The following is a 23312-nucleotide window of genomic DNA, read 5'->3' as shown; positions in this document are numbered from 1 at the left end:
CGCGCTGGAGCAGTTCCTCGGCAACGGCAACTCACGCACGTGGTTTGGGGGCCATGTTAGAAAATGCGCCAAGCCGCCACGCCGAGGATGAACCAAGCTTGAAGCTGATTTGGTGGAACAGCAACTCGCGCATACGCACAGGGCTATTGACGGTTTGCATCGCTCGCGAGGCCGATGTTCGGAACTTTGTCGGTTCCGCTGCAACGATGAGGCCCTGACAGCACTGAACGGACCGGGCTCCTCGCACAGTATCGTCAGCGAGATTGAGCGTTTCCAAGCGTCTCGAACACCGTCTGCTGCCACCAATCACCTTCGATTTGATCGAGTACGGCGAGATCGAGCATCGGCCGCAAGGCGCTGTCTTTGGGCAGTACGATCGCATAGCTCTCGCTGCTGAAGCTGGTATCGACGACGCGAGCCGAGGCCGAGAAGTCGCTGCGAACCATCCAGGTTAGCAACGGCTTGTCATGAACAAAGGCATCGATTGTCCCACGCCCCAGCGCGGAGAGGCCGCCTTGGATGTCCGGAAACGTTCGAAACGAAAGCCGCTGACGAGCGAGGTAGTCGGTCGTCGCGGAGTTCGCGACAGCGCCGACGCGCACGGAACGCAGGTCGTTGAAGCCGTGAACGGCGCCCTCGAGCCCTCTGCGCGTAAGGGTGGAGGTGATACCGGCGGTGAACACCGCAATCGCGATCACGGAAGCGATCATCCATCCCATTGCCACGATCCTGCCGGGGAGTGTTGTCGGCGCATTCTGAGCGGCCCCGGCTTGCGTCATGGCGATGGTCGACCACCAGAAGCTGGAGCCGAGTCCCTTGGCGCCGCCACCGAAGTGCTCCGTTTTGCGCCGTTCCAGCATCCAGATCAGGAATCCGACCGCCATTGCGAAACCAAGCAGCACCGCGACGGCCTGGAAGAATCCGAAAGAGAGAAGCGCCCGCCCGATCGCGACCCAGGGGTTTTCGTTGACCGGCACCGCAACGCCGAGCCCGGTGTTGTAGAACGGCTGCGTAAAATCGACTTTGCGCGCACGCTCGGCAGTCACTGTAACCGCCGCGACGCCAACATCGAATCTGCCGTTTGCGACGCCGTCCAGCAAATCCGGCACGCTCTGGGTTTCGACCAGGCGAAAACGTAGGTGTGCCTGATCGGCGATCCTTTTCCAGAGCGCGATGCTCATACCGCTCCAACTCCCATCCGGCTGCTTGATGGCAAATGGAGGGGCCTGCTTGGTCGCCACGACTAATTCCCTGTCAGGGGCCGCGGCAGCTTGGGCGTGAAGGGCGCCGCAGCCGAACGCGGCCACCGCCAGCGCCAGGATGCACAACCAGACCGGTCGAATCGACGTCCGCTTGCGTTGCAAGATTGGATCTCCCCGCCTGGCGCTGTGGGCAGCCATCTCACACGACACCTCCCCCAAGTGGCGGTCGTGCAGAGCTGACGGGAAAGCCTCGAATGAACTCATTGCTCACCTCGATGCATACCGGGATTGCCGGCCGGAGCTTCGCTACTCTCTTGGCAGCATTCGTCACACGCCTGTCCGTCAAAACAATGGCGAAGGAGTCTTCGGCCATGTCCGGAGGGCCAACTAACCTCAGGTTGAATTCCACAACGCAGACGCTCGATTGTCGACGTTGCGAGTGACGGCATCGCTTCTCTCGATTCAACAAAATCGCAAGCATCGGCATGAGCTGCGAGGCAGCGACAAATGACACCATAACGCTCAGGATGCGAGAGTTTCGGCACCATCGAGGCGTTCGCGAAGACACCTGATGGCGTGCGCATGGTCTTTACGAAGAATGGAGCCCGGTTGGATGCTGAAGCCTCGCTTGCGGTTTTGGCAGTGGGTTGGGTCGCAGACACGAAGCGGCTGAACGTCGCGGTTGAGCCTACCCCACCTACAGAGGGATCTTGGCCCGGGCTGCGGTGATGGCGGCAGCACAGCTCGGCTTGAGCATAGGCTGGCAAGCGCACCGGTTCGAGAATGTATCGCCTGCGATCGCCAGTCGGGAGAGGTCGGGGAGCGTCGGTGACCTTCACGGTCGCCCGTCGCAGGGAGATTTCCGCAAATCTCGGCAAGTATCGAGACGTTCGAACGGCCCACGGACACGGGCTAGCCGTCCCGACCAGTAAGCCGATCCTGGTCAACCCACTGCACTGAAAACCACCCAATCCCTGCAGTCGGGCAGCCCCCCGCGACGGGCAGAACGGCTAGTCCGTTTTGTTCGCGCTGATACCCCCTTTCAGCGACGAACACGGTAGCCACCGCAACGAAAACGCTAGGCAATGGCGGCATTGGCGGGGTTATCAATTCCATGCCATTGAATTTGCTTGGGATATCCCTCCTGCCGGGATCGCCCCGTCATTTCCCGGCCCAGTGTTTTCAATAGGTTGAGCCTCAATTTGGAAGTCGAGCTTGTTCAGAAGGCGCAGCCTCATGAAGACTGGAACGAAAGCAAGGTGTCGAAAGCCAAGAGAGCCAGTGACGGTCCTTTGGCGCGCGTTCGCGCCGCCTCATGCGCTCGGCTCGGCCGGCCCGTCATGTGCACGTCGACATGCGTGTGAGTGACAAGGTCATCGCCTGTGGTCGCGTTCTTTCCGGATCACGAACGGACCCGAAGTTTGACGATCATTGTGAACCACCCCACAGCCCGCATGCCGCCGAGGTGATAAAAGGCATTTTAGACATTGGACAAGACCGCTGACGGTCTCCGGCGGTCCGAGAACCGCAGGTTTGTTGATTTTCTCTCCAAGACAGGGTTCCATTCCGGCTCCATTGAGCCGAGGTCCTGCAATGCCTGCCGGAGCTGTCGCGAGGGAGCAAGCCGCCCACACGCCAAAATGGGTGAATGCACGCCTCCGGTCTCAAGAGTGGTCAAACAACCCCCGCGCGGACGCTCGGACCGCGGCGGTGCTGCTTATCGACATTGCCGGCTTCACAGCGAAGACCGACCGCGCTGCCGGCGACGGCGCTGAAAGCCTTACCTACTTCATCAACGATTGCTTTGCGATACTGGCCGACGTGATTGATTCCGAGGGAGGCGACATCGTCGCTTTCGCCGGTGACGCCATTCTCGCGATTTGGGTCGATCCGGACGCTGCCGTCGCTACCGCGCAGGCCGTGCGCTGCGGCCTTGCGCTGCGACAAGCCATGACCGCCGAGCCGGGCCGAGAAGCGATCAGTGCGCGTACGGCGGTGGAAACCGGCGAAGTGTTCTTCTGCAGGCTCGGCGGCTGGCAGGACAAATGGCACTATGTTGCAGCCGGAGAACCCTTTTACAGCATCGGCCTCGCCTATCAGAAGGCCGCGATCGGCGACATCGCGTTGTGTGCAAACGCCGCGCGGCTGTTGACGGGCTCGTGCGAACTCGAGCCCATGCCCTATGGAGCACGGCTCCTTGGAATGAACTCGCCTGATGCCGTCGCACCGATAGACCGCACCATCTTCGGAAGCCACACGGGCAAGGCCGATGCCAGCGACTGGGTCGGCGAGTTTCGCACGCTCACAGTGGCGCGGGTCGGCCTCCCCGATTTCAATTTCGATGATGATTTCCTGACGAGACTGCAGGCCTTCGTCGTTGACGTCCAGCAAATCGCCGAACGGCTCGAGGGAACCGTTCATCAGGTCCTGATGGACGACAAGGGCCTGACTCTTACGCTCGTCTTCGGATTGGCTCCGCTTGCCCACGAAGACGATCCCTTCAGGGCAGTCGAGGCGTGTCTGCGCCTCCGTCGCCAACTGGAAGCGAAGGCCATTCCGATTTCTGTCGGCCTGGCGACCGGCCGCCTGTTCTGCAGCAATTATGGCGGCCTCCATCAAAGGACGTTCGGGATTTTTGGGCAGGCGATCAATGTGGCCGCGCATTTCGCCGAGGCCGCACAGGGCGACATCGTCTGCGACGCCACGACGGCCCAGGCCGTCGGGCGCAGGATCGTGTTCAATCTGCTGCCACATCTCCAGGTCAAGGGGACGGGCGCATCGATGTTGGCGTTCAGTCCGGCGGCAGTGACCGACGATTTCCATGCTCCACCCCGGCGCACCATCATCGACCGCGTCAGCGAAACCGCGATGCTCAGGAGCTGTCTCGACGGTCTGAAGACAGGAACCGGTAAGCTCGTCCTCATTGCAGGCGAAGCCGGCATCGGAAAATCGCGCCTACTCGAAGACTTCATCGGATCGGCGCAGGCCGACAATCACGCCGTCCTGGTTGCAAATGCCACGGCGATCGAAAGATCGACGCCCTATTTCGTGTGGCGCGCCGTATTGCGGCAGATCTTGCAGTTTGAAGGACCGGGCGACGGACCGCGGGTTCGACGCGAATTGTCGGAAGCGCTGCTCGAAAACGAGTCGCTGCTGAATTGGCTTCCGCTGCTCGAAGAAGTCATTCCACTGGGATTTTCCGAATTCGCCTTCACCGAACAGATCGTCGGCTCGGCTCGCGCGAGCGCGATCGAAGAACTCGTGATCTTCATCCTACGCCGATCGAGCGTTCGCATCCTCCTGATGGAGGACGTCCACTGGTTCGACGGCCCCTCGATCGAACTGCTAGGCGCCGTCGCGCGCCGGCTTTCGGACTTCCTGATCGTGGTTACTCAGCGGACCCAGACGACAGCGATCGCAGAGCAGCGTCTTGCCGTCGAACTCGCCTCATCGCTGCAGCTGCGGCTCGACCGGCTGTCGCGCGACGACGTGCGGCTGCTGGTGAAGCGGCGCCTGAGATCGTCCGAGGTTCCGCCGGAACTGGTGCGATATGTCTACGGTCATGCCAGTGGAAATCCGTTCTTCAGCGAGGAACTCGCGCTCGCGCTCAGGGACACCGGAAAGATTCAGGTTACGCGGGGGATATGTTCGTTCGATGAACAGAGCCTCGCCGATTCCAGTATCTCGCTCTCGACCAGCGTTGAACGCGCAATCGTCAGCCGGATCGACCTGCTATCGCTCGACGACCAGCTGGTGCTCAAGGCCGCCAGCGCAGTCGGCGACGCCTTCTCCTCCGAGTTGCTGGATCAAATCGTCCCGGAGTTGTCCGCTGCCACCAAGGCGGAATGCATCCGCCGATTGATCGACTTCGACTTCCTGCAACTCGATCGCGAGACGCGGCCACTTTCCTTTGTGTTCAGGCATTCCATAACGATGGAGGTTGCCTATCATGTCTTGTCTTTTGCGCAGCGAAAAACCCTCCATCGGCGGATTGCCGGCTTCATCGAGCAGCATCACGCCGAGGAGCTGCAACCGAATTATGCGCGCCTGGCAAGGCATCTCGAGCTTGGCGGCGAGCCGTTGCGGGCGATCACTTACCTCGAGCTTGCGGCGCAACAGTCGCGCAACAACTCGGCAAATCGCGAGGCGATCCGTTACGTGGAGAAGCTATTCGATCTCACGCAGCGCGAAGCAATCCAGATCGGACGCAGCCGCAAGGCGGCTTGGGAGGTCATCCTCGGTGACGCTTGTCACGAATTGTCGGACTACGAGAGCTCCGCCAACCACTACCACCGCGCGATGGAGTTGCTTGGTCATCGTCTTCCGGCGAGCAAGACCGAACGAATCGGCGCGCTTGTTCGCAACGCCGCAACCCAGTTGAGGTTACGGTATACTTCGTCGAAACAAGTGGCCCTGGCTGAGCAGGACAGGTCCGACATGCAGCGCGTCGCTCATATGCACGAATTTCTGTCGGAGCAGTATTTCTACCAGAATGACTCGCTGGCCGTGCTCAACGGAACGCTGGCCTCGTTGAACCTGGCCGAAAAATGCGGCGCGACCCCGGAGACGATTCGAGGATACAGCGCGCTGGCGCTCGGAATGGGGATGTCCGGCATGGTGGGGATCGGCCGCAGGTACGCGGCGCGCGCGATCCAACTTGCGGAAGGTTACGGCTCGCTGCCCGAGATCGCGCGGGTCCGACTCGTGCTCGGCGTTCTCTCTTATGGCCTCGCCGAATGGGACAATGCCGAGGCGCATGGCGAACATGCAAGACGTTGTTACGAGCGCCTGGGAGACCGAAAGCGTGCGCAGAACAGCGAGACGATGTTGATCTTCATCGCGCTGTTGCGGGGATATATTTCGCTCGCCGACGAGCGGCTTGCCAAGCTGTTCGCGGAACTCTCCGACGATTCCCCGCCGCAGATCCGCGCTTGGAGTCTTTCCTTACGGGCATTGATCGACATCACCCGGGGCGGGGCCGATACCGGATGCCTCGACAAACTGAAAGCGCTGGCAGGCCAGCGGTTGATCCGCACCGAACAATTGCTTTGCACGGGCGTGGCCGCGGCTGGCTATCTCGAGCGCGGCGAGGCCGCGGTCGCCCTTGAGCTTGCGGAACGGGGACTTCCAATCCTGCGCGAATGCGGCGTTGTGTGGGGCGGATATGCCTTCGGGCCGGCAGGAATCGCCGATGTCTTACTGAGCCATTGGGAGCAAGCTTCCGGCGCGGTCTCTTCGAACATTCAAAGCCAGGCGAAGCTGGCGTGCCGGGAGCTTTCGCGGCTGGCTCGAACATCGCCGATCTGCCGTCTCTACAGTCTGTTAATGAACGGCCGATTGTGCTTCCTGACCAGTCAACCGGCGCGGGCGCTCGAGAATTGGAAGCGCGCCGCCGAAGTGGCCGAGCTGCTGCAAACCCCCCGCGAGCAGGCGCAGGCGATCTATCGAATCGGCCTTGCGACCAGCGCGAGCGATCCTGAGCGTGAGTCTCGCCTGCGGCAGGCGGCCGACATCTTTGAACGCCTCGGCGCCGCCAAGGAGCTCGCCGAACTGAAACGTGTCCATCCATCGCCGTCGTCGCAATGGAGACAGGCTTGAGCCAGCGCCGCATCAGCATCGTGGGCGGCGGAATGGCGGGACTTTCCGCCGCCTATCAGCTCAGCCTTACATCGGAATTGCGCAAGCAATATCACGTCACGGTCTATCAGCTGGGATGGCGGCTCGGAGGCAAGTGCGCCAGCGGGCGCGATGCGCAGGGCCGCAACATCGAGCATGGCCTGCATATCTGGTTCGGCCACTACCTGAACGCTTTCCAGATGTTGGCCGAAGTTTACCGAGACTTGCCGCGGAAGGGAGCGAAAGTCGATTTGAACACTTTGATTCTCCCACAGGGTTACACGCCGATCGGCGATCCCGATGGGGCCAAGCCGACCGTGTATGACGTCAACTTCCCGACATCGAAGAAAGTCGGTATACCCGGCAGAGAACCGGCTGACCTCAGCATCGCCAATTGTCTGTCGCACGCGATAGGGCTGTTGATCAACTTCCACGACTATGCGCTCGGGTCAGACTCGCCGATCGTCAAGCTCGACGAAGTTTCGATCGAAACGATAAAAATGCGCGACGACCCGCGGTTTCCCCCCTCAAGACTACTCGGTGTGGTGACGGCAAGAACCTGTCTGGAGATTGCCTCGGCATGGCTGTTGCATCTCGACGAAGACATGATCTCGTTTGGCCCCGCGGACATGGAATTAGTCCGCCGGGTGCTTCAGGGCGCTGCCGGCGCCAGTTGTCATATGACCTTTGCGAATACCGCAGCCGGTCACTTGTTCGACCAGGCGTTGCGACTAGCGTGGCCGATGGTGGACGGCATTTTCGACGACATCGTGATTGAGCAACGATCCATCCAGCAGATGGACGGCGAGGACTTTCGCCGCTGGTTGGTTCGTCATGGCGCCGAGCCCTCACTGGTCAAGCAGTCGCCAATGGTGAGAGCGCTCTACGACACGATGTTTCAGTATCCGGACGGAGACATCGCCAACGCGAGCTACGGCGCAGGAACCGCGGTCCAGGTCCTGCTTCGAGCACTCGGAACCTATCAAGGAGCCGTGGCGTGGGAGCTGCAGGCCGGTGCAGGCGAAGTGATCGTCGCTCCCTTGTTCGAGATACTCAAGCAGCGAGACGTCGAGTTTCGGTTCTTTCACAAACTGACCGACATCAGGGTCTCGTCGGATGGGCGATCTGTCGATTCACTGCACTTTGACGTGCAGGCGATACCGAAGTCCGGCTATGAATGGACCGTGCCGATTGGCGATGGACTGTTCGGCTGGAGCAGCCAACCCGACTGGCTTCACCTCGACGTGCCCCCGAACGGCTGCGTTGATTTTGAATCGTTCTGGTGCAACGAGCGGGTCGGCACCGACGTAAAGACACGCGTCGACGATTTCGACGATGTCGTCCTGGCGATACCGCTCGGCGCTTTCAAGAAGTTCACGGGCAACAAAAGTGTCGAGCGACCGCCCGGACCAGGCCTATCTGCCATTGAAGCAATGCACGAGCCGTTCGACGACCTTTACAACTACAGCACCGGCTTCTGGAATATGGCGGCAAAGCTTCGCCTGGTGCCCAGCATCGCAGTTCAGCTCTGGAGCACGCGCTCGCTTGCCGGCCTCGGCTGGTCCGGACAAAAGCCCGCGCTGGTGTCAGGCCCCAATCCTCTCGACATCTGGGCGGACATGTTCCAGCTCCTGCGGTATGAGCGTCGCGACCCTCCCTACTCGATTCACTACCTCTGTGACGTCTTCCCTTCGAAATTGTACGCAGCGCCGCAGACAAGCCGGCATGCCCAGGAGATGGCAAATCTGCTCGCCTATCTCAAGACGTTGGATTGGCTCGAGCACAAAGCCAAATTCATCTGGCCGAAGGTGATGACGAATGGTGCGTTTGACTGGACCGTGCTTTACGACGATCAGGATCGCCACGGCTATCGCCGGATCAGGGCGCAGCACGTCAAAGCCAATATCAGTCCCTGGGACTGCTGTGTCGCGACCGCGGCCGGCACCAGCGCCTGGCGCCTGAAGACCGACGAATCCGGCTTCAAGCACCTGTACCTCGCCGGAACCTGGATCGACACCGGCTTCAACACCGAATGCGTTGAAACAGCCGTGATCTCGGGAATGCAGGCGGCGCGCGCGATCACCGGCGCAGAGCTCGAAATTCCCGGCGAGCGTTTCCTTCACGCTACCCGACAATTTGTGTCTCTCTGTGATGTTATGCGCAGCTGCGCGCCCGCCCCCGCTGAATGAGGATCGGCCGCATGGCGCTCAGAAAGATTGCAATCCTGGGAGGCGGTGTCGCGGCGCTCAGCGCGGCGTTCGAGCTGACGGAGCAAGATCCGCAGCATCAACTGTTCGACATCACCGTCTACACGATCGGCTGGCGGCTTGGCGGCAAGGGAGCGGTCGGCCGCGACAAGGAAAAAGGATATCGCGCCGAAGAACACGGACTTCATGTCTGGACCGGTTTCTACGATAACGCATTCGAACTGGTCGACCGGCTTTATGCCGCGATGAACGATCTCGATCTCAGCCCGCCGTTCGGATCACGCGAGAACGCCTTCGAGGGCCTCGATCGATCCGTGCTCATGGAGCCGTTCAATTCCGGTTGGACTTCATGGACTATCGACATTCCACCCCATGAAGGTATTCCCGGCACACCGCGTCCCGCAGTCTCGCTCGTCGATTTTCTGCGCTCCCTGCTCGAATGCTCGGTGCAGCAGAGCCAGTCGATCGCTGGTTTCACCGACCAATGGCCGGCGGGGACCCAGCACTCCGCCGTGGCGGCCGGAACAACCGACGGTCCGTTCAGAACGGCGCGGGCGAAGATCGATATCCTGCCGCAGGATCCCAGGGCGGTCAGCCCGAGTGACGCCGCCGAACTACAGACGATACTAAGGCATGCGCGGACTCAGCTCTGCGACAAGCCGCCATCAGCTGCGATGTCTCGCGACCCGCGCGAGATCGTGGCGGAGGTCGCTCTGACGATCGCGATCGGCATGTTGAGCGACGGCGTGCTGTGGCAGGGCTTCGACTGCATCGACCATCAGGAGTGGACCGATTGGATGAGGTCGAACGGTTGCTCGGATTCGACGCTGGATTCCGCCATTATCCGTGGCTGCTATGATTATGTGTTCGGGTTCTTCGGTAGCCGCCACACGCATGAATACGGGAATGTCATTCCCTGCAGGAACGTGGCGGCAGGCACCGGCACCCGCATCCTGTTGAAACTGCTCTTCACATATCGCGGGTCGTTCTTCTACCTTCTCAAGGCGACCATGGGCGAGCTGCTGTTCGCTCCGCTCTACCAAGTGCTCACGAAACGCCACGTCAAGTTCGAATTCTTTACCAAGGTCGAGCACATCGGACTGTCTCAAGACAAAGCTTCGATCGAATTCATCGACACCACCGTGCAGGCGACCACCCACTCCGGCAATTCTTACGATCCGCTGATCTGGATCGGCGCAGATGGCACAATCCCGAGCTGGCCTTCCCATCCAGACTACTCTCAGCTGGTCCAAGGACAGGCTCTGCGGGACCAAAGAATAGACCTCGAATCGGCGTGGACGAAGTGGCCCGGCGTCGACCCTCCCCGAAAGCTGCTTCGAGGGAGGGATTTCGACGATGTCGTGCTCGGCATCGGCATCGGCGCATTTTGCACGATATGCAGCGACCTGATCTGCCACACCCCCGGCTGGCGAGAGATGGTCGATGCCATCAAGACGACGGCGACGGTAGCCTTTCAGGCATGGACAAACGTCGGCATGCGAGAGCTCGGTTGCAAGCAGGATCGAACGGCTCTTTCGGGATTCGTATTGCCGCTCGATACCTGGGCCGACCTCAGCCTGATGTTGCCACTGGAAAAATGGCCTCAACCGCCGCCCAAGGGGTTGGCATATTTCGTTGGCTCCCTGGTCGACGATCCGCTGCATCCGCCGCCCCCGTTCTGCAAACACAGTTATCCGGCCAGGATGCTCGCGCGGCAAAGGCGAAGGATGCTGCACTGGGTCGAGAGCAACCTTCACTTCCTATGGCCCGGAATTGAAGGCCCCGGCCATGCCGTTCGTTGGGAGCGATTCTTCGACTATCGTGCTTATTCCCCCCCGACTCGAAGGCGGTTCTTCGCGCAATATCCGCGGGTGAACATCAATCCCTCGGACCGATATGTGCTATCGGTTCCCGGCAGCGTGTTCAAACGCATGGAGGCCGGCAAGTCGGGGGTCGACAATCTCTTTCTCGCCGGCGACTGGGTTCGTACCGGTATTAATGCGGGTTGTATTGAAGCATCGGTCATGGCGGGCCGCGCCGCGGCAGCCGCAATTGCAGGAGTAGATATTGCCATGCCAAACGCCAACGACTTCAACGACGTTTCGCTGCCAACCGCCTTGTTGCCGGCATTGGACCTGTTGCGCAAGCTTGCCACTAACGCCGTCGCCGGTACCGGCGAAATCGAGGCGTTTTGCGTCGTCCAACAACGGCCGCGCTGCGAACTCGAGAAGATGCTACCCGATGGGCTGACACTCCTCGAACCTCCAGCGCCCCACAGCACGATCAAGACAGCGCATCACGGCACGTCGTCCGATGCAGAGGGCAAGACGGAAAAGACACCGGAGATTATTCCCGAGCCACCGCATCATGTCGTCCTGATCTTTGCCCGGCAACGCAACGTGCGTCCGGGACCACTACCCTTCGGCGGCGCGCACTACCTCGAAATCGCCCAGCTGATTCCCGACGTTGTCCATAAGAACGCACCTTCATTGCAGAACGTCCTGTTCAGCTACATGCCGCATTTGTTCGTGAGCTCGCTGGCAGCCACGTTGATCGGTCAGAATTTTTACGGCTTCAACAAACAGGTCGCACGAATCCAGGATGATAATGACTCCTTCTCCATGCGAAGCTCATCCGGCACCATAAGAACCTGGTTCGAGCGCGACGGCGTGCCCGGTGGCATCGACAGCTATCTCGTCATCAAGCAACTCCGCGACAAACTGGATCAGCCTCTGGTCGGCGTCCAGCCGGATGGCAATTTCATCTACTCGATGCTGAAATACGGTCTTAGCGGTGCGGTCGTTCAACCCATCAAGGGCAAGATCGCGCTATCCTCGCCTTTCGCCCATAAGGCAGAGGAGATCGAACTCGCACCGATCTCAAAGCCACCGCAAAAGGACGACTCTTGGGGATTCCGGTTCATCGCGCCTTGGACGCTCAGCCTGCCCTTCAACTTTCCGGCCGGGCAGCCGAGTTCGAGCGCAAGAAATCTGGCGCGGGCCACCGGCGAGTACAGCACGGCATTGCTGGGCCGTATCTTGGTACGACGCTGACGGCCGGAAAGCTTGGCGCCACTAATTCGCTCAATGGTCGCCAAGACACCGCACTCGTACGAAGGTCTTAGAATGACGGCCGCCATCAAAACGGCGAGAGTCGAGCATGAGGATGCAGCGCCCCGACCCGACAGCTGAACGCCAGGCAGTCTTTCACTCGTTACTCGTGCCTTGGCCGCAGAGCGAGCTGGCCCCCGAGCTGGCGGACCGCGTGGAAGGCACCATCCCTTTGGAGGCTGGATAAGGCGGTGAACCGCGACGGGATGACGAATGCATGGTAGCGGGGGAACGCTACCGCCTTTCCGCACAGCCAGAAAACCTACGGTACCTTCTTAAATCTTTCGCCTAAAGCCGCCTCAACGCGACCTCCTATCGCGCTAAGATGATCGAGAAGCCGGTCTCCATTCAGATTGGAAGTCTTCGAATCTCGGCAATGTTTTCTGGTGCTATTCCGATATTTTGCAGCCTTTCGGGCTATTGAGATCATTAGAGAATTTTGCTTTGTCGGAATGGGCCACGCGTGCCGGCAACAGGGATCGGACGATGGACCGCCAGTCTCGCCGGGCGCGCTGAGCCCTGCGTGGCGCCTATGCTCATCTTGGCAGCCCAACACTAGTGAGTAGCTGCTCGACGCTACGGTCGAGAGAGCTGAGCGGCGAACGCACTCAGGTTTGTGCGCCGGGAACTCTCGAGACCTTCGTTGACTCCAAGGATTGTGAGCTTTTCGCAGCCCTCTTCAGACCGAAATTGTGATTTAGGTAGTAGTACTTTCTATTGGTGGCCCGACCGTCGCCTTCGTCGCTGGGGTTACGAAGCACGAATTCCCGGACCAGATCGTCCTTCACGCCGAAGACGACATCGGAATCGAGGTACTGGTCGCCTGCGACGAAGATGTGCGTCACTAATTGCTCGAAGCCCGGGGCGGAAATCATGAAATGCACGTGTGCCGGCCGCCAAGGATGCCGGCCCTGTGCCTTTAGCATTTCGCCGACTGGGCCGTCGTGCGGTATCGGATAGGCTGCCGGCTTGATCGACCAAAAATTAAATCGACCGCTGGCGTCGGTGCGGAAGCGGGCCCTCATCGCCAGCCCCCCGATCTCACCGAGTTGCTGCACGTCGTAATTACCATCGTCGTCGGAATGCCAGACATCGACCGATGCGCCGGCAAGGGGGAGACCGTCGACGGTCGAGACCGAGCCCGTGACGAAAAGCGGATCGCCTTCGACGCCGTTGGAGATGTCCTCCCCCAATTTCCCTTCTGGAGCGTCCTGAACGAAGAACGGGCCGAGCACCGTGCTTTCCGTCGCGCCGGGCACCGAAGAAACATTGATCGCGTCGACCAGCATCGAGACGCCCAGAGTATCCGAGAGCAGAATGAACTCCTGGCGTTTGTCGTCGCACATTTGACCGGTCCTCGTGAGGAAGTCGATGCCGTATTCCCATTCCTTTTGGGTGGGACGCACCTCGCGTACAAACGCATGGAGATGTCGCACCAGGGCCTCGCTGATCTCTCGAATGCGGGCATTCGTTGCGCCCTGCAGTCGCTCAAGCACCGCATCAGTGATCGTATCTTCGTTGAAATTGCGCATTATCACTCCGTGGGTTGAGTTCGCTTTGTTTGGCGGAAGAGAGCATCGTCTCCTAAGGTACGGCAGGCGGTTCGCCTGCCCAAGCGCGGGCGATAAGGTCTCGGATTGCGTCGCGCTCGAGAGAACGGGGATTCCAATAGGCGTCGACTATCGCAAGGTCCGCCGCACGGTCGATACCATCTTCCGGCATACCGATCTCGCGCAACCCGCGCTTCGTGCCTAGTCGCCGGCTTAGATCGAATAACCCGGTGGCTGCGTTGTTCGCGTCTACTGCCTTGGCGATGCGAGCCGCGGCGTCGGGGGCTGCCGCCGCATTATAGGCCAGCGCATGCGGGAGAACGATGGCGTGCATTTCCGAATGCGGAAGATCGAACCGACCACCGAGCACGTGACAAAGCTTGTGATGCAGTGCCATTCCGACGGTACCGAGACAAACCCCGCAAAACCATGCGCCGTAGAGTGCTTCGGTGCGCGCGTCGTGATCGTCGCTTGTGACGGCAATCACGGGCAACGCATGTGCAAGGGCACGGATGCCCTCTTCCGCCATCAGCGAGATCACGGGATTGGCCTCTTGAGCATAGAGCGCCTCCGCGGCATGGGCGATCGCATTGATGCCCGAAGTCGCGGCAAGCTTAGCAGGTAAGGTCATCGTCAGGTCGACGTCGTAGACAACTGTTTCCGGCAGCACGGCCGCACTGCGTAGGGTTGTCTTCCGTCCATCGCGGGTTTCTCCGAGAATCGGAGTCATTTCGGAGCCCGCATAAGTGGTGGGAATGCAGAGCTGATTGACGCCGGTGCGCAACGCTAACGCCTTGCCGAGGCCGATGGTCGATCCGCCGCCGAGCGAAATGACACAGTCCGCGTGGCACGTCCTCAGCGCGGTCAATGCCCGCTCTGTCACCTCGACCGGCGTATGCATCGTGGCGTCGGAGAATATGCCGGCACAGAGCGACCCAAGCTCGTCCGCGAGTGAGACGCCCTGCGTCATTTGTTGCGAACTGGTCAACACCAGAGCTCGTTTGCCACCGAGGCGTCTGACCTCGGCGTTGACGGTACCCAGCGTGCCACTGCCGAAGACAACGCGACACGGAAGACTTTCGTACGTGAATGATCCGATCATGCCAGCACTGTTCTTATGAGATCGTAAGTTGGCAGCCCGATCCGTGGGTCGCTCAAGTTCGAGGGCATCGCAGCGGTTGCCGCGGCGCCTTGCAAATTCGTATCGAGTAGATTCAAGTCCGAAATGTGAGGGGTTGGTCGATGGCGGAGCGCTGCCACCTGCCGGCCTGTCACTGAAGAGAGCCCTCGACGCTCGGGCTTTCGCCCGAGCGCTTCAGGATGTTTTCTACTCGGCGGCCGTCGACATATAACCGTCGCGCTGGTCCTGCGCCTTGGCGTATTCGGGTTGGAAGCGCACATTGGCGTAGTGCGAGTTCTTCTGTGCCTCTGCAGCTCGCTTGCCGAGTTCTGCCGTATCGCCGAAGCCGAGAACCTGCCGAGCCAACTCGGTCAATGGACCGTCTACCTGGTACTCCGTACGCTGCATCGTGAGCAGATTGATGAGGTAGAGCGGCGTTCCATTGAACTTCTCAAACATCTCGTGCCTGTTGCCCCATTCGGTCAGGTACCGCTCGCTGATCTGACGGAAGATCTTGATGCGGTCGTACGCGCTGATCTCGGCACCGCGCAAAGCCTCGGAAAGCTTCGGACCGATGTAGGGGTCCTCCAGCTCTTTTCTCGACGGTTGGATCACGACGCCGCGGCCGCAGAAATCGATGAGCAAGTTGACCATCTTGTTCTGATTTTCAAGATAATAAGCACGGCCGAAGTCGATGTAGATGTTGTTCGGCTTGAAAAGACCGCCGGGCGTCGCGAAGCCGGTTTCTTCGGCGGCGATCATGAATGCACGGCACGTCTCGCGGAAGCGGATGAGTTCAGCGAGCTGGGCCTGTACGACCGGATTGGTGCTGGTACCCAGCGATTGCGTTAGGAGCAGCGCGAGACCAACCATCAGTTCGGCGTGGACGCAATGCCGGATCTGAGTCTCGAGATGCACCCAGTCGAACTGCCGCTGCGGATACCACTTGGCATGATCGGGATTACCGACGTGTTGGACGCGGTCCCAGGGAATCAGGACATCGTCGAAGTACACCATCGCATCCAATTCGTCTCCGATCGTGGCCAAGGGACGATCGTACGGATCGGCATCTGGCTGAGCGTTCGATTTACGGGCGACGACCGAGATGCCCCTTGTGGCGATCGGTACCAGCGCGTAAACGGTCTGCTCGGGCGTCTGACCGGGGCGCCAGAGGTTTCCAATGAGGAGGTGGTTGACGAACGGAACGGAAGTGCCGATCGCCTTCCAGCCTCGCACCAGAATGCCGTCATCGCGCTCTTCGATGATCTTGAGCATCGGCGTCTCGGCCATCGCATTGTCGCGGCCGCGATCGAACTGCACGTCGAGGAACATCGGCGAGATGGCCAGATCCTGCGAAGTCACTTCTTCCCACTGCCGTTGGATGTTGCCGGAGAGATCGCGCTTCTTTCCGGAGAAGCGGGAGTTTTCCGACCAGGGCTTCTGATCGTCCACCTGGGTAAACATCACGACGTTCATGCCGGCAGGCGGCCTGGTGAAGATGCCGCCCTTGAAATGGCGGCAGAGGAAGTCGCAGTATTGCCGGCGCTTGACGACGTCCTCTTTGCTGCGCGGTAGGAACCAATGCATCGACTGGCGGTTACCGTGCTTGTCGATGAAGGTCGCAATTTCCTGGTTCTTCGGATCGAGGTGGAGATCGTAATATCCGGCGATGGCTTGGGCATAGCCCTTAGTCGCAGGGTGAGTCGTGACGTCCTCGATCAGTTCGCCTCCGACATAGACTTTCCGGCCGTCGCGGAGCGACTCCAGGTATTCATTCCCGCTTCTCATTTCTATTCTCCGTTAGACATGGTTGAGTTGACGTTGAAAAGTATCTGCATCCCAGTAGTCCTCGCTCCGGTGAATGAGGCCGTCGCGGATTACCAACAAATGCACGCCGCGAAGTGAAATCGCCTGCTCGCGCGGCGCGATCGGTCCCATCTGGCTCTTGAGCGTCGCCTTCAGGAGGTAGCTCATCATGGCGACACCGTTCGCACCGACGGCACGCCGTTCCGGTGTCCAGGAAGCGTCGGGAAACCAGCCGAAGAAGCGCTCCAGGCCCGTCGCTATTTCCTTCGGACCTTGTTTGACCTTGCGTTGCGCAATCTCCTCGTGACTGGCGTCGCGCGCATAAAGAGCCGCGACCGCTGCGGCATCGCGGGCGTTGTGGGCTTCGTAGAATCGTTCGACGACCTTCTCGATACTCATGCAGACGCCCCTGCGGATGCGAGGTCCAACGCGACTGTCTTCAAGTAACGGCCCTGCCCGTACAGCAGGGGACGAAGCGACGTAGGCGCCAAGATCGTGCGGATCGCACCGATCACGACGACATGGGTCCCTATCCGTCGGATTTCGGAGGCGTCGCAATCGAACGTTGCGATCGCCTCACGCAGCACGGGTGTAAAAGATGGGACGGGAAGCTCGTCCGCGGGCACGACATAGCCGTCGAGGTACTTCGAATCACCGGGCTGTGCGCAACGTTGAGAGAGTCCGGCTTGAGCTTCACTGAGCAGATTGAGCGAGAACTTCCGGTCTCTCTCGATGTCCGCGGCCGTGACCGTCTTCGCGTTGATGCAGACCAGAAGGGTCGGTGGCTCCATGCAGACGGGCGTGTACGCGCTCACCGTCATTCCCCACGGCCGTTCTTCCCGAAGCGTGCCAACAACGGCGACGCCTCCCACGATCCGACGCATCACCGTGCGGAAAGCATCGGGTCGCGGACCGGAAGCGAGATCCCAAAGCGCAGCGCGCGCACTAACGCCTATCTCCAAACGATGTCTCATCGTATAGCCTCCCATCGCAGCCTCGCGCTATTTCCTGCCCCGCTTGGAGGAAAGTGCGCGACATGTTGGCAACGTCACGAGGCTATTCGGGAGAATTACAAGGCGTCCAATCGATATTTGTGATTTCAAATATTTACGCGAATGCTGCGTTTTGCAGGCGATCGGACTGTGGCGGTCAGCAAACCCGGCGCCGCGCCCCACTATCGATGCAATGGATGTCTAACATCGATCGTATGGATATTATGACCCGATCTTTCCCCGGCCGCGGGCTCCCGAAACCATCAAATCAGGTTGATTTTGTTCGGTCGGAACGTGCACACTCCTGCATCGTGCCACTTGCCGGTCAACGAGAGTAGGGCTTTGAACCTTCGCAGCGTCGACCTCAATCTCCTAGTCGTGCTCGATGCACTGCTGACGGAACGAAACGTCAGTCGCGCCGGCGAGCGCATTGGCCTTACGCAATCTGCGATGAGTGCGGCTCTGTCGCGTCTCCGCGAGCTGTTCGACGATCCGCTTCTGGTTCGCTTCGGTCGAGGGTTGGAGCTGACGCGAAACGCAGAAGAGCTCATCGTTCCGGTGCGGGAGACGCTGGAGCGCATCGAGCAGACGCTTTCAAAGAAGGCGCATTTCGATCCTGCCGAAAATTCGCGTAGCTTTTCGATAAGTGCTTCGGACTACGCCGTCCTGGTATTGTTGACGCCCCTGGTGCGTGCGCTCACCACCGAAGCACCCAACGTGACCGTTCATCTCCTGCCGCGCGCCCGCGACCCGGGGCGCATGTTGCAGAGCGGCCAGGCCGACCTCGTGATCGAGCCCAGCGAACTGTTTGGCGACGCCGGATTCCCGTCGACGCCTCTACTTAGCGACCGCTGGCTATGTGCTGCCGACGCCCAACATCCGCACATCGCGAAGGATTGCTTGACCCACGAACAGTTCCTGGAACTGCCGCATCTCGTCTATGGCATCGGTATGGACCGGCAGCTAAACTTGGCCGACCAACGCCTTGCCGAGATGGGTATCCAGCGGCGCATTCACGTCACGGTCGAAAGCTTCCTGCTGGTTCCGTTTCTCATCGAGGGTACCCCGCTCATCAGTCTCGTGCTGGAGCGCGAGGTCCGGGCGCTGCATTCCTGCCCGAGGCTCAAACTATTCGAGCCCCCCATTGCCTTGCCCGACATTCACGAAGCGATGTATTGGCATCCTCGACATAACAACGACCCCGCACACGCCTGGCTGCGCAATCGACTACGCCTTGTAGCCGCCGAAATCGCTTAGCGCGATCGACATCGGCAACCGGGAGGACGGCAACCTCAAGCTCCATGTCCACGTGTTGGGTACTAGGGGCGCTGTCGCACAGATCATGTGGGAGGCCGACGACGCTTGGCGCGAGAAACCGCGCAGCGTCACGCTGTCCGATCTCGTTCCTTTCAAAGGAAACACCTGCGGCGCTCTGGAAGGATACCTTTGCGTGAACCTTAACCCGCGCGGGATGAATGCGCTTCGATTGCCCTGGCAGAATGTTCGCCGCTGATCGCGGCCGAGTCGAAGACAAGGCTTTCGGCCGGCGCGGCCAAAGATAGACCGTTTGCTTTGCATTGGCTGTAAAGGAGGTCGATGACTTCGTTGCGGGCCGCCGTCCAGCCGGCGCGACTCTCCACACGGAATAACAACTCGACTTCAATCGCGGCGGCGTCAATCGAATTCAGGGCGACAATCGGCGACGGGTCCTGGACGATCCGCGTGCTGGCATCCAGTACGGACCGCATGACTTGCTCGACGAAGTTTGGCGTCGTGGTGGCAATGCGTACGGTCAACGTGATCTGGTGCGTCTCGTCGGGGCGGCTGAGATTGGTAACACCCTGTCTTGCCAGGATGCTGTTCGGCACAACAACGACATTGTACCCTCCGGTAAGCAGATTGGTCGAGCGCCAGTTGGTCTCAACGACGCGGCCTTCCGTGCCATCCTTCAATTGGATCCAGTCGCCTATGGCATAGGCCCTCCCAGCGTCAGCGCGATCCCTGAGAAGACATCGCCAATGGTATTTTGCAGCGCAAGGCCGAAAATGATCGCGACGACGCCTGAGGTCGCGACCAGCGTACCAACCGGGACACCGAACACAAAACCAATGATCGACAGCACCACACCGAGACAGATGACACCAACGGCCATGTCCTGGATCAGGTGCGCTTCCCGTGGCCGACGATTGAGCAACATATAGATGTGGACTAGGCCAATGATGGCCCATGCGAGATGGGTCCACCACAGGATCCTGGCCGATATGGAGAGCAACGCGCCGAGACCCCGCAACTGGGCGCCATCGACGCGATGCGGAGCGATGCCGCCCAGATAGAGCGTAAAACTCATGCCGATAAAGAACAGGATCTGGGCGATCAGTCGGCCGGTCGGACGGTTGCTCCCCTGAAGATGCCAAACGACGATACCGGCAATTCCGAGGATGTTGGTCAGAACAAGCGGCATCATATGATCTTCGTCTAACATGATTGGGATTCAGCAATAGCGGTCGGTTGCCACCGACGGAAGGGCCCTACGCTCAGGTGAAGCTACGCATCAATGAGCCCACGCCCTGGAGGTGTGCCCAATTACCCCACATGCATTCGAACACCCTTGGCCCCGTTGAGGAGCCGCTTCAGATGAAAATTCGCCAGCGGGTCGGCGGCGTTGAGACCGACCAGTGCTGCGAAGGCTGGCACCACGTCAGTGTCATCTGCCTCCAACTTGTTGAAGGCAGTCGCGTACTGTGTCGCGGCCAACCCATAACTCTCCGCAGCTGACAAGGGCTCGTGGGCGCGTAGCGCCTCACTTCGTCCCCGCAGAACAAGGTCGCCGATCGGCCGCCCTCTGAACTCCCGAACCTTACATGCGATCGAGTCGCTGACGCAGATCCGTGTGCCCAATGTCTTGTTCGCCGCCTCCAGTCTGGCGGCAGTGTTAACTGTGTCCCCGTAGGCTGTGTAGTCAAAGTAACGGCCGCCGCCGAAATTGCCGACCAGCGCAGGTCCGGCGTGGACGCCTATCCGCGTGACACCGAAGTCAACGCCCCTCTGTTTCCAGCGCTCCCGAAATGTTTCGGCCCATCGATCGAGCGCCTGCGCGCAGGCGATCGCGCGGGCGGGGTAATCGATCTGGTCGCCGGGTGCATTGAACAGTACCTGAATGGCGTCACCGATCACCTTCGCCACCGTCCCTTCATAGGCGAAGACGACCTCCGTCACTCCACCGACATATTCGTTGAGCAGATCTCTCAGCACATTCGAATCGGCCGTCTCGACGAGTGACGTAAACCCTGTAATATCGGTGAAAATCACTGCAATGTCGCGCCAGTGGACCTGCATTCCATCGTCGCCATCTACAGCAGCAAGGCGCTTAGCGAGCTCAGGCGAGAAATATCTCGACAGCGACGCATGAGCCCGCTCCGCGTCCGCCTGTCGCCGGCGTGCTTCGCGCAAGACCTCGATGTGACGGATGGTCTTCTGGATCGTGGATTCCAGGTCGGCGAAATCGATGGGCTTGGTCAGGAAGTCGAACGCGCCGCGATTCATTGCGGTACGTATGTTGCTCATATCGCCGTAGGCCGACACGACAATCGCCACCTTCTTGTCCTCTCGCTCCTGCAGTTTCGCCAACAGGGAAAGGCCGTCCATGCGCGGCATGTTGATGTCCAAGACCACGAGATCGACATGCGGATGCTGCTCGATCGATTGCAGCGCTTCAAGACCGTCACGCGCGAACACGAAGCTTAACTGCCGTTCGCGAATCTGCCGGCGAAACCTCCGGAGGACGAGCACCTCCAGATCCGGCTCGTCATCGACTACAAGAACGGTGGAGGTCATGCGGGCTGTTCCAGTCTCGCCTGGATCGCCTGGCGGACCTGGCCGAAGTCGATCGGCTTGGTCAACAGGGCGTGTGCCCCCCGTTCAAGTGCTGTCTTGCGCGTTTCGGCATCCCCGTACGCCGTGATCATGATCACCGGAACGTCGGGCCGCCGAGCGCGAAGCTCCGGCAGCATCTCCAGCCCGCTCATTCCGGGCATATTGATGTCGGAGAGGATGAGGATCAGCGTTTGCTCGCCGGTATCGGAAATGCGGTTCAGGGCCTGCGCTGCCGATCCGGCAAAGTCCATCACAAAGCGCCGGGCGCGAAGCTCGCGCCGAAATTGCTGGCGAAACAGAACCTCCAGATCGGGTTCGTCATCCACCACAAGAACCGATACAGTCATAGTCAGCCCCCGATACTGTGAGAAAGACCGATGTTGCGCGGCAGCAGGATGGTGAACTCGGTGAATTCGCCGGGCTCAGTCTCGACATCGATCCTGCCGCCATGTTGCTTCACGATGATGTCGTGGCTCATGGAAAGTCCGAGGCCCGTTCCCTCGCCCGGCGGCTTGGTCGTGAAGAACGGATTGAACATCTTCTCCTTCACTTCGGGCGGAATACCGACGCCATTGTCGCGGATGCGGATTTCGACGTATTCGCCGCGATCATGCGTGACGGCGCTGAGCGCGGGTTCAAATCCGGGATCACCGCGCTCACAGCGCTTCGCCACGGCATAGAAGCCATTGGAGATGACGTTCAGCAGCACCCGCGTGATCTCCTGCGGGAACACGTCGGCGATCCCGGTGTTCGGATCGAACTCGCGCCTGAGGGTGACGTTGAACTGCGGTCTCTCGGTGCGCGCGCCATGATAAGCAAGATTGAGGCTCTCTTCGACGAGCGCATTGACGTCGGCAGGCCGGTGCTCGCCGCCGCCACCACGCGAATGCAGGAGCATGTTCTTGACGATGGAGTCGGCGCGCTTGCCGTGCTGCACGATCTTCTGAAGGTTGTCCGTTAGCAGCTCACTCAGTTCATCCACTTCGCCGCGGATGTCGTCCGGGAGCATGACCGGAGTGAGGAGCTCGTTCAACTCGCCGGTCAGTTCGACCGAGAGCGTGGCAAAATTATTGACGAAGTTGAGCGGGTTCTTGATCTCGTGCGCAATGCCAGCAGTGAGCTGACCGAGCGATATGAGCTTTTCGGTCTGCACCAGGCGGTCCTGGGCCGCGCGTAAATCGTCGAGGGATCCAGCGAGCTCCTTCGTGCGGGCCTCTACTTCTTCGAATAACCGTGCGTTCTCGATCGCGATCACGGCCTGATCGGCGAACGTCTTGAGAAGGTTGATCTGGCTGCCAGTGAAGGTTCCGGGTTCGACGCGCGAAACGCCGATCGTACCGATCGCCACGCCTTTTCGGAGCATGGGCACGACCACAATGCTTCGATATCCCCTCGCGCGTGCCATACTCCTGATCGCCGGATGCACACCCGGTTCGGTCTCGATATCGGAGCGAAATGCAATCGTCGACGTGAGTGCGACCCGGCTGTGGATCCCGGAGGACGTGAGTGGCGCGGGAAATGAGATTCGGATCTCCTCATCACCGGCCACGCTTCCTGCCGTGCATGCCGCCAGATGAAGCATGTCGCCGACGACACGTGTCACGAGCGCCGTTTGGCCGGCAAGCAATCGCCTCGCGCTTTCGGATATGACGTCGAATACCGGCTGCACGTCAGTTGGCGAACTGGCGATGACATTGAGGATTCCTGCCGTGACGGACTGCCGCTCCAACGCGATCGCGAGTTCGCCCTGCAGGCGGGCATTCTCGGCTACTCCGCTCTGCAGTCGTTGTTCGAGCTCATCGACCCTGTTCCTCAAGTCGGCATCCATTGTGCTGA

13 protein-coding genes and 1 pseudogene are annotated in these 23312 nt (G+C 60.1%); 4 read left to right on the top strand and 10 right to left on the bottom strand.

Features of this window, described 5'->3' with window-relative positions; genetic code table 11:
* Positions 1-254: 254 nt before the first annotated feature.
* Entirely contained in the window at positions 255-1364 is a 1110-nt protein-coding gene (locus J2R76_RS34455; protein WP_253625485.1) for a transporter substrate-binding domain-containing protein, read from the bottom strand.
* Between the two features lie 1548 nt (positions 1365-2912).
* Between J2R76_RS34455 and J2R76_RS34450 the strand changes: the two genes are divergently transcribed.
* Genes J2R76_RS34450 through J2R76_RS34440 form a run of 3 tightly spaced genes read left to right on the top strand, consistent with a single transcriptional unit; the run spans position 2913 to position 12078 of the window.
* Positions 2913-6800 (top strand): AAA family ATPase, encoded by a 3888-nt coding sequence (locus J2R76_RS34450; protein ID WP_253625484.1) that lies wholly within the window; start codon positions 2913-2915, stop codon positions 6798-6800.
* A complete protein-coding gene (locus tag J2R76_RS34445; protein ID WP_253625483.1) occupies positions 6797-9007 on the top strand; it encodes an FAD/NAD(P)-binding protein in 2211 nt (736 codons plus the stop codon). The genes J2R76_RS34450 and J2R76_RS34445 overlap by 4 nt, the downstream gene beginning before the upstream one ends.
* Positions 9008-9018: 11 nt before the next feature.
* Positions 9019-12078, top strand: coding sequence for an NAD(P)-binding protein (locus tag J2R76_RS34440; RefSeq protein ID WP_253625482.1), 3060 nt, complete (start codon positions 9019-9021; stop codon positions 12076-12078).
* A 665-nt stretch (positions 12079-12743) separates the two neighbouring features.
* Here J2R76_RS34440 and J2R76_RS34435 read toward each other — a convergent pair.
* From J2R76_RS34435 to J2R76_RS34415, 5 genes are all read right to left on the bottom strand, one after another.
* Positions 12744-13667 carry an intradiol ring-cleavage dioxygenase gene (locus J2R76_RS34435; RefSeq protein ID WP_076826860.1) on the bottom strand — a complete coding sequence of 308 codons (924 nt, stop codon included), beginning with the start codon at positions 13665-13667 and terminating at the stop codon, positions 12744-12746.
* 52 nt (positions 13668-13719) lie between these two features.
* Positions 13720-14787: a maleylacetate reductase gene (locus J2R76_RS34430; RefSeq protein WP_253625481.1), complete on the bottom strand. Its 1068-nt coding sequence runs from the start codon at positions 14785-14787 to the stop codon at positions 13720-13722.
* A 225-nt stretch (positions 14788-15012) separates the two neighbouring features.
* Entirely contained in the window at positions 15013-16593 is a 1581-nt protein-coding gene (locus tag J2R76_RS34425; RefSeq protein ID WP_253625480.1) for a 4-hydroxyphenylacetate 3-hydroxylase family protein, read from the bottom strand.
* A 12-nt stretch (positions 16594-16605) separates the two neighbouring features.
* On the bottom strand, positions 16606-17010 hold the full coding sequence (locus tag J2R76_RS34420) for a nuclear transport factor 2 family protein (RefSeq protein ID WP_253625479.1): 405 nt from the start codon (positions 17008-17010) through the stop codon (positions 16606-16608).
* On the bottom strand, positions 17007-17585 hold the full coding sequence (locus tag J2R76_RS34415; protein ID WP_253625478.1) for a flavin reductase family protein: 579 nt from the start codon (positions 17583-17585) through the stop codon (positions 17007-17009). Before J2R76_RS34415 ends, J2R76_RS34420 begins: the two co-directional genes overlap by 4 nt.
* Before the next feature lie 360 nt (positions 17586-17945).
* Between J2R76_RS34415 and J2R76_RS34410 the strand changes: the two genes are divergently transcribed.
* Positions 17946-18860, top strand: a complete 915-nt coding sequence (locus J2R76_RS34410) for a LysR family transcriptional regulator (protein ID WP_076826976.1) — start codon at positions 17946-17948, stop codon at positions 18858-18860.
* A gap of 200 nt (positions 18861-19060) precedes the next feature.
* Here J2R76_RS34410 and J2R76_RS34400 read toward each other — a convergent pair.
* The 4 genes and pseudogenes from J2R76_RS34400 to J2R76_RS34385 all read right to left on the bottom strand — a co-directional run bounded on the left by J2R76_RS34400 (position 19061) and on the right by J2R76_RS34385 (position 23304).
* Positions 19061-20085, bottom strand: a pseudogene (locus tag J2R76_RS34400) (mechanosensitive ion channel family protein).
* Positions 20086-20186: 101 nt separating this feature from the next.
* On the bottom strand, positions 20187-21437 hold the full coding sequence (locus tag J2R76_RS34395; RefSeq protein ID WP_253625477.1) for an adenylate/guanylate cyclase domain-containing protein: 1251 nt from the start codon (positions 21435-21437) through the stop codon (positions 20187-20189).
* Positions 21434-21823 carry a response regulator gene (locus J2R76_RS34390; RefSeq protein WP_076826847.1) on the bottom strand — a complete coding sequence of 130 codons (390 nt, stop codon included), beginning with the start codon at positions 21821-21823 and terminating at the stop codon, positions 21434-21436. The genes J2R76_RS34395 and J2R76_RS34390 overlap by 4 nt, the downstream gene beginning before the upstream one ends.
* 2 nt (positions 21824-21825) lie before the next feature.
* Positions 21826-23304 carry a sensor histidine kinase gene (locus tag J2R76_RS34385; RefSeq protein ID WP_253625476.1) on the bottom strand — a complete coding sequence of 493 codons (1479 nt, stop codon included), beginning with the start codon at positions 23302-23304 and terminating at the stop codon, positions 21826-21828.
* Positions 23305-23312 lie beyond the last annotated feature (8 nt).

Source organism: Bradyrhizobium sp. USDA 4532 (assembly GCF_024171315.1).
In the GTDB taxonomy this organism is placed as follows: Bacteria; Pseudomonadota; Alphaproteobacteria; order Rhizobiales; family Xanthobacteraceae; genus Bradyrhizobium; species Bradyrhizobium australafricanum.
This window is presented reverse-complemented; position numbering and strand designations above follow the sequence as displayed.

Bases quoted from the DNA above. Each gene is read 5' to 3' on its own strand.
- J2R76_RS34440 (WP_253625482.1), top strand. From the start codon at position 9,019: ATGGCGCTCAGAAAGATTGCAATCCTGGGAGGCGGTGTCGCGGCGCTC.
- J2R76_RS34435 (WP_076826860.1), bottom strand. From the start codon at position 13,667: ATGCGCAATTTCAACGAAGATACGATCACTGATGCGGTGCTTGAGCGA.
- J2R76_RS34430 (WP_253625481.1), bottom strand. From the start codon at position 14,787: ATGATCGGATCATTCACGTACGAAAGTCTTCCGTGTCGCGTTGTCTTC.
- J2R76_RS34425 (WP_253625480.1), bottom strand. From the start codon at position 16,593: ATGAGAAGCGGGAATGAATACCTGGAGTCGCTCCGCGACGGCCGGAAA.
- J2R76_RS34420 (WP_253625479.1), bottom strand. From the start codon at position 17,010: ATGAGTATCGAGAAGGTCGTCGAACGATTCTACGAAGCCCACAACGCC.
- J2R76_RS34415 (WP_253625478.1), bottom strand. From the start codon at position 17,585: ATGAGACATCGTTTGGAGATAGGCGTTAGTGCGCGCGCTGCGCTTTGG.
- J2R76_RS34395 (WP_253625477.1), bottom strand. From the start codon at position 21,437: ATGACCTCCACCGTTCTTGTAGTCGATGACGAGCCGGATCTGGAGGTG.
- J2R76_RS34390 (WP_076826847.1), bottom strand. From the start codon at position 21,823: ATGACTGTATCGGTTCTTGTGGTGGATGACGAACCCGATCTGGAGGTT.
- J2R76_RS34385 (WP_253625476.1), bottom strand. From the start codon at position 23,304: ATGGATGCCGACTTGAGGAACAGGGTCGATGAGCTCGAACAACGACTG.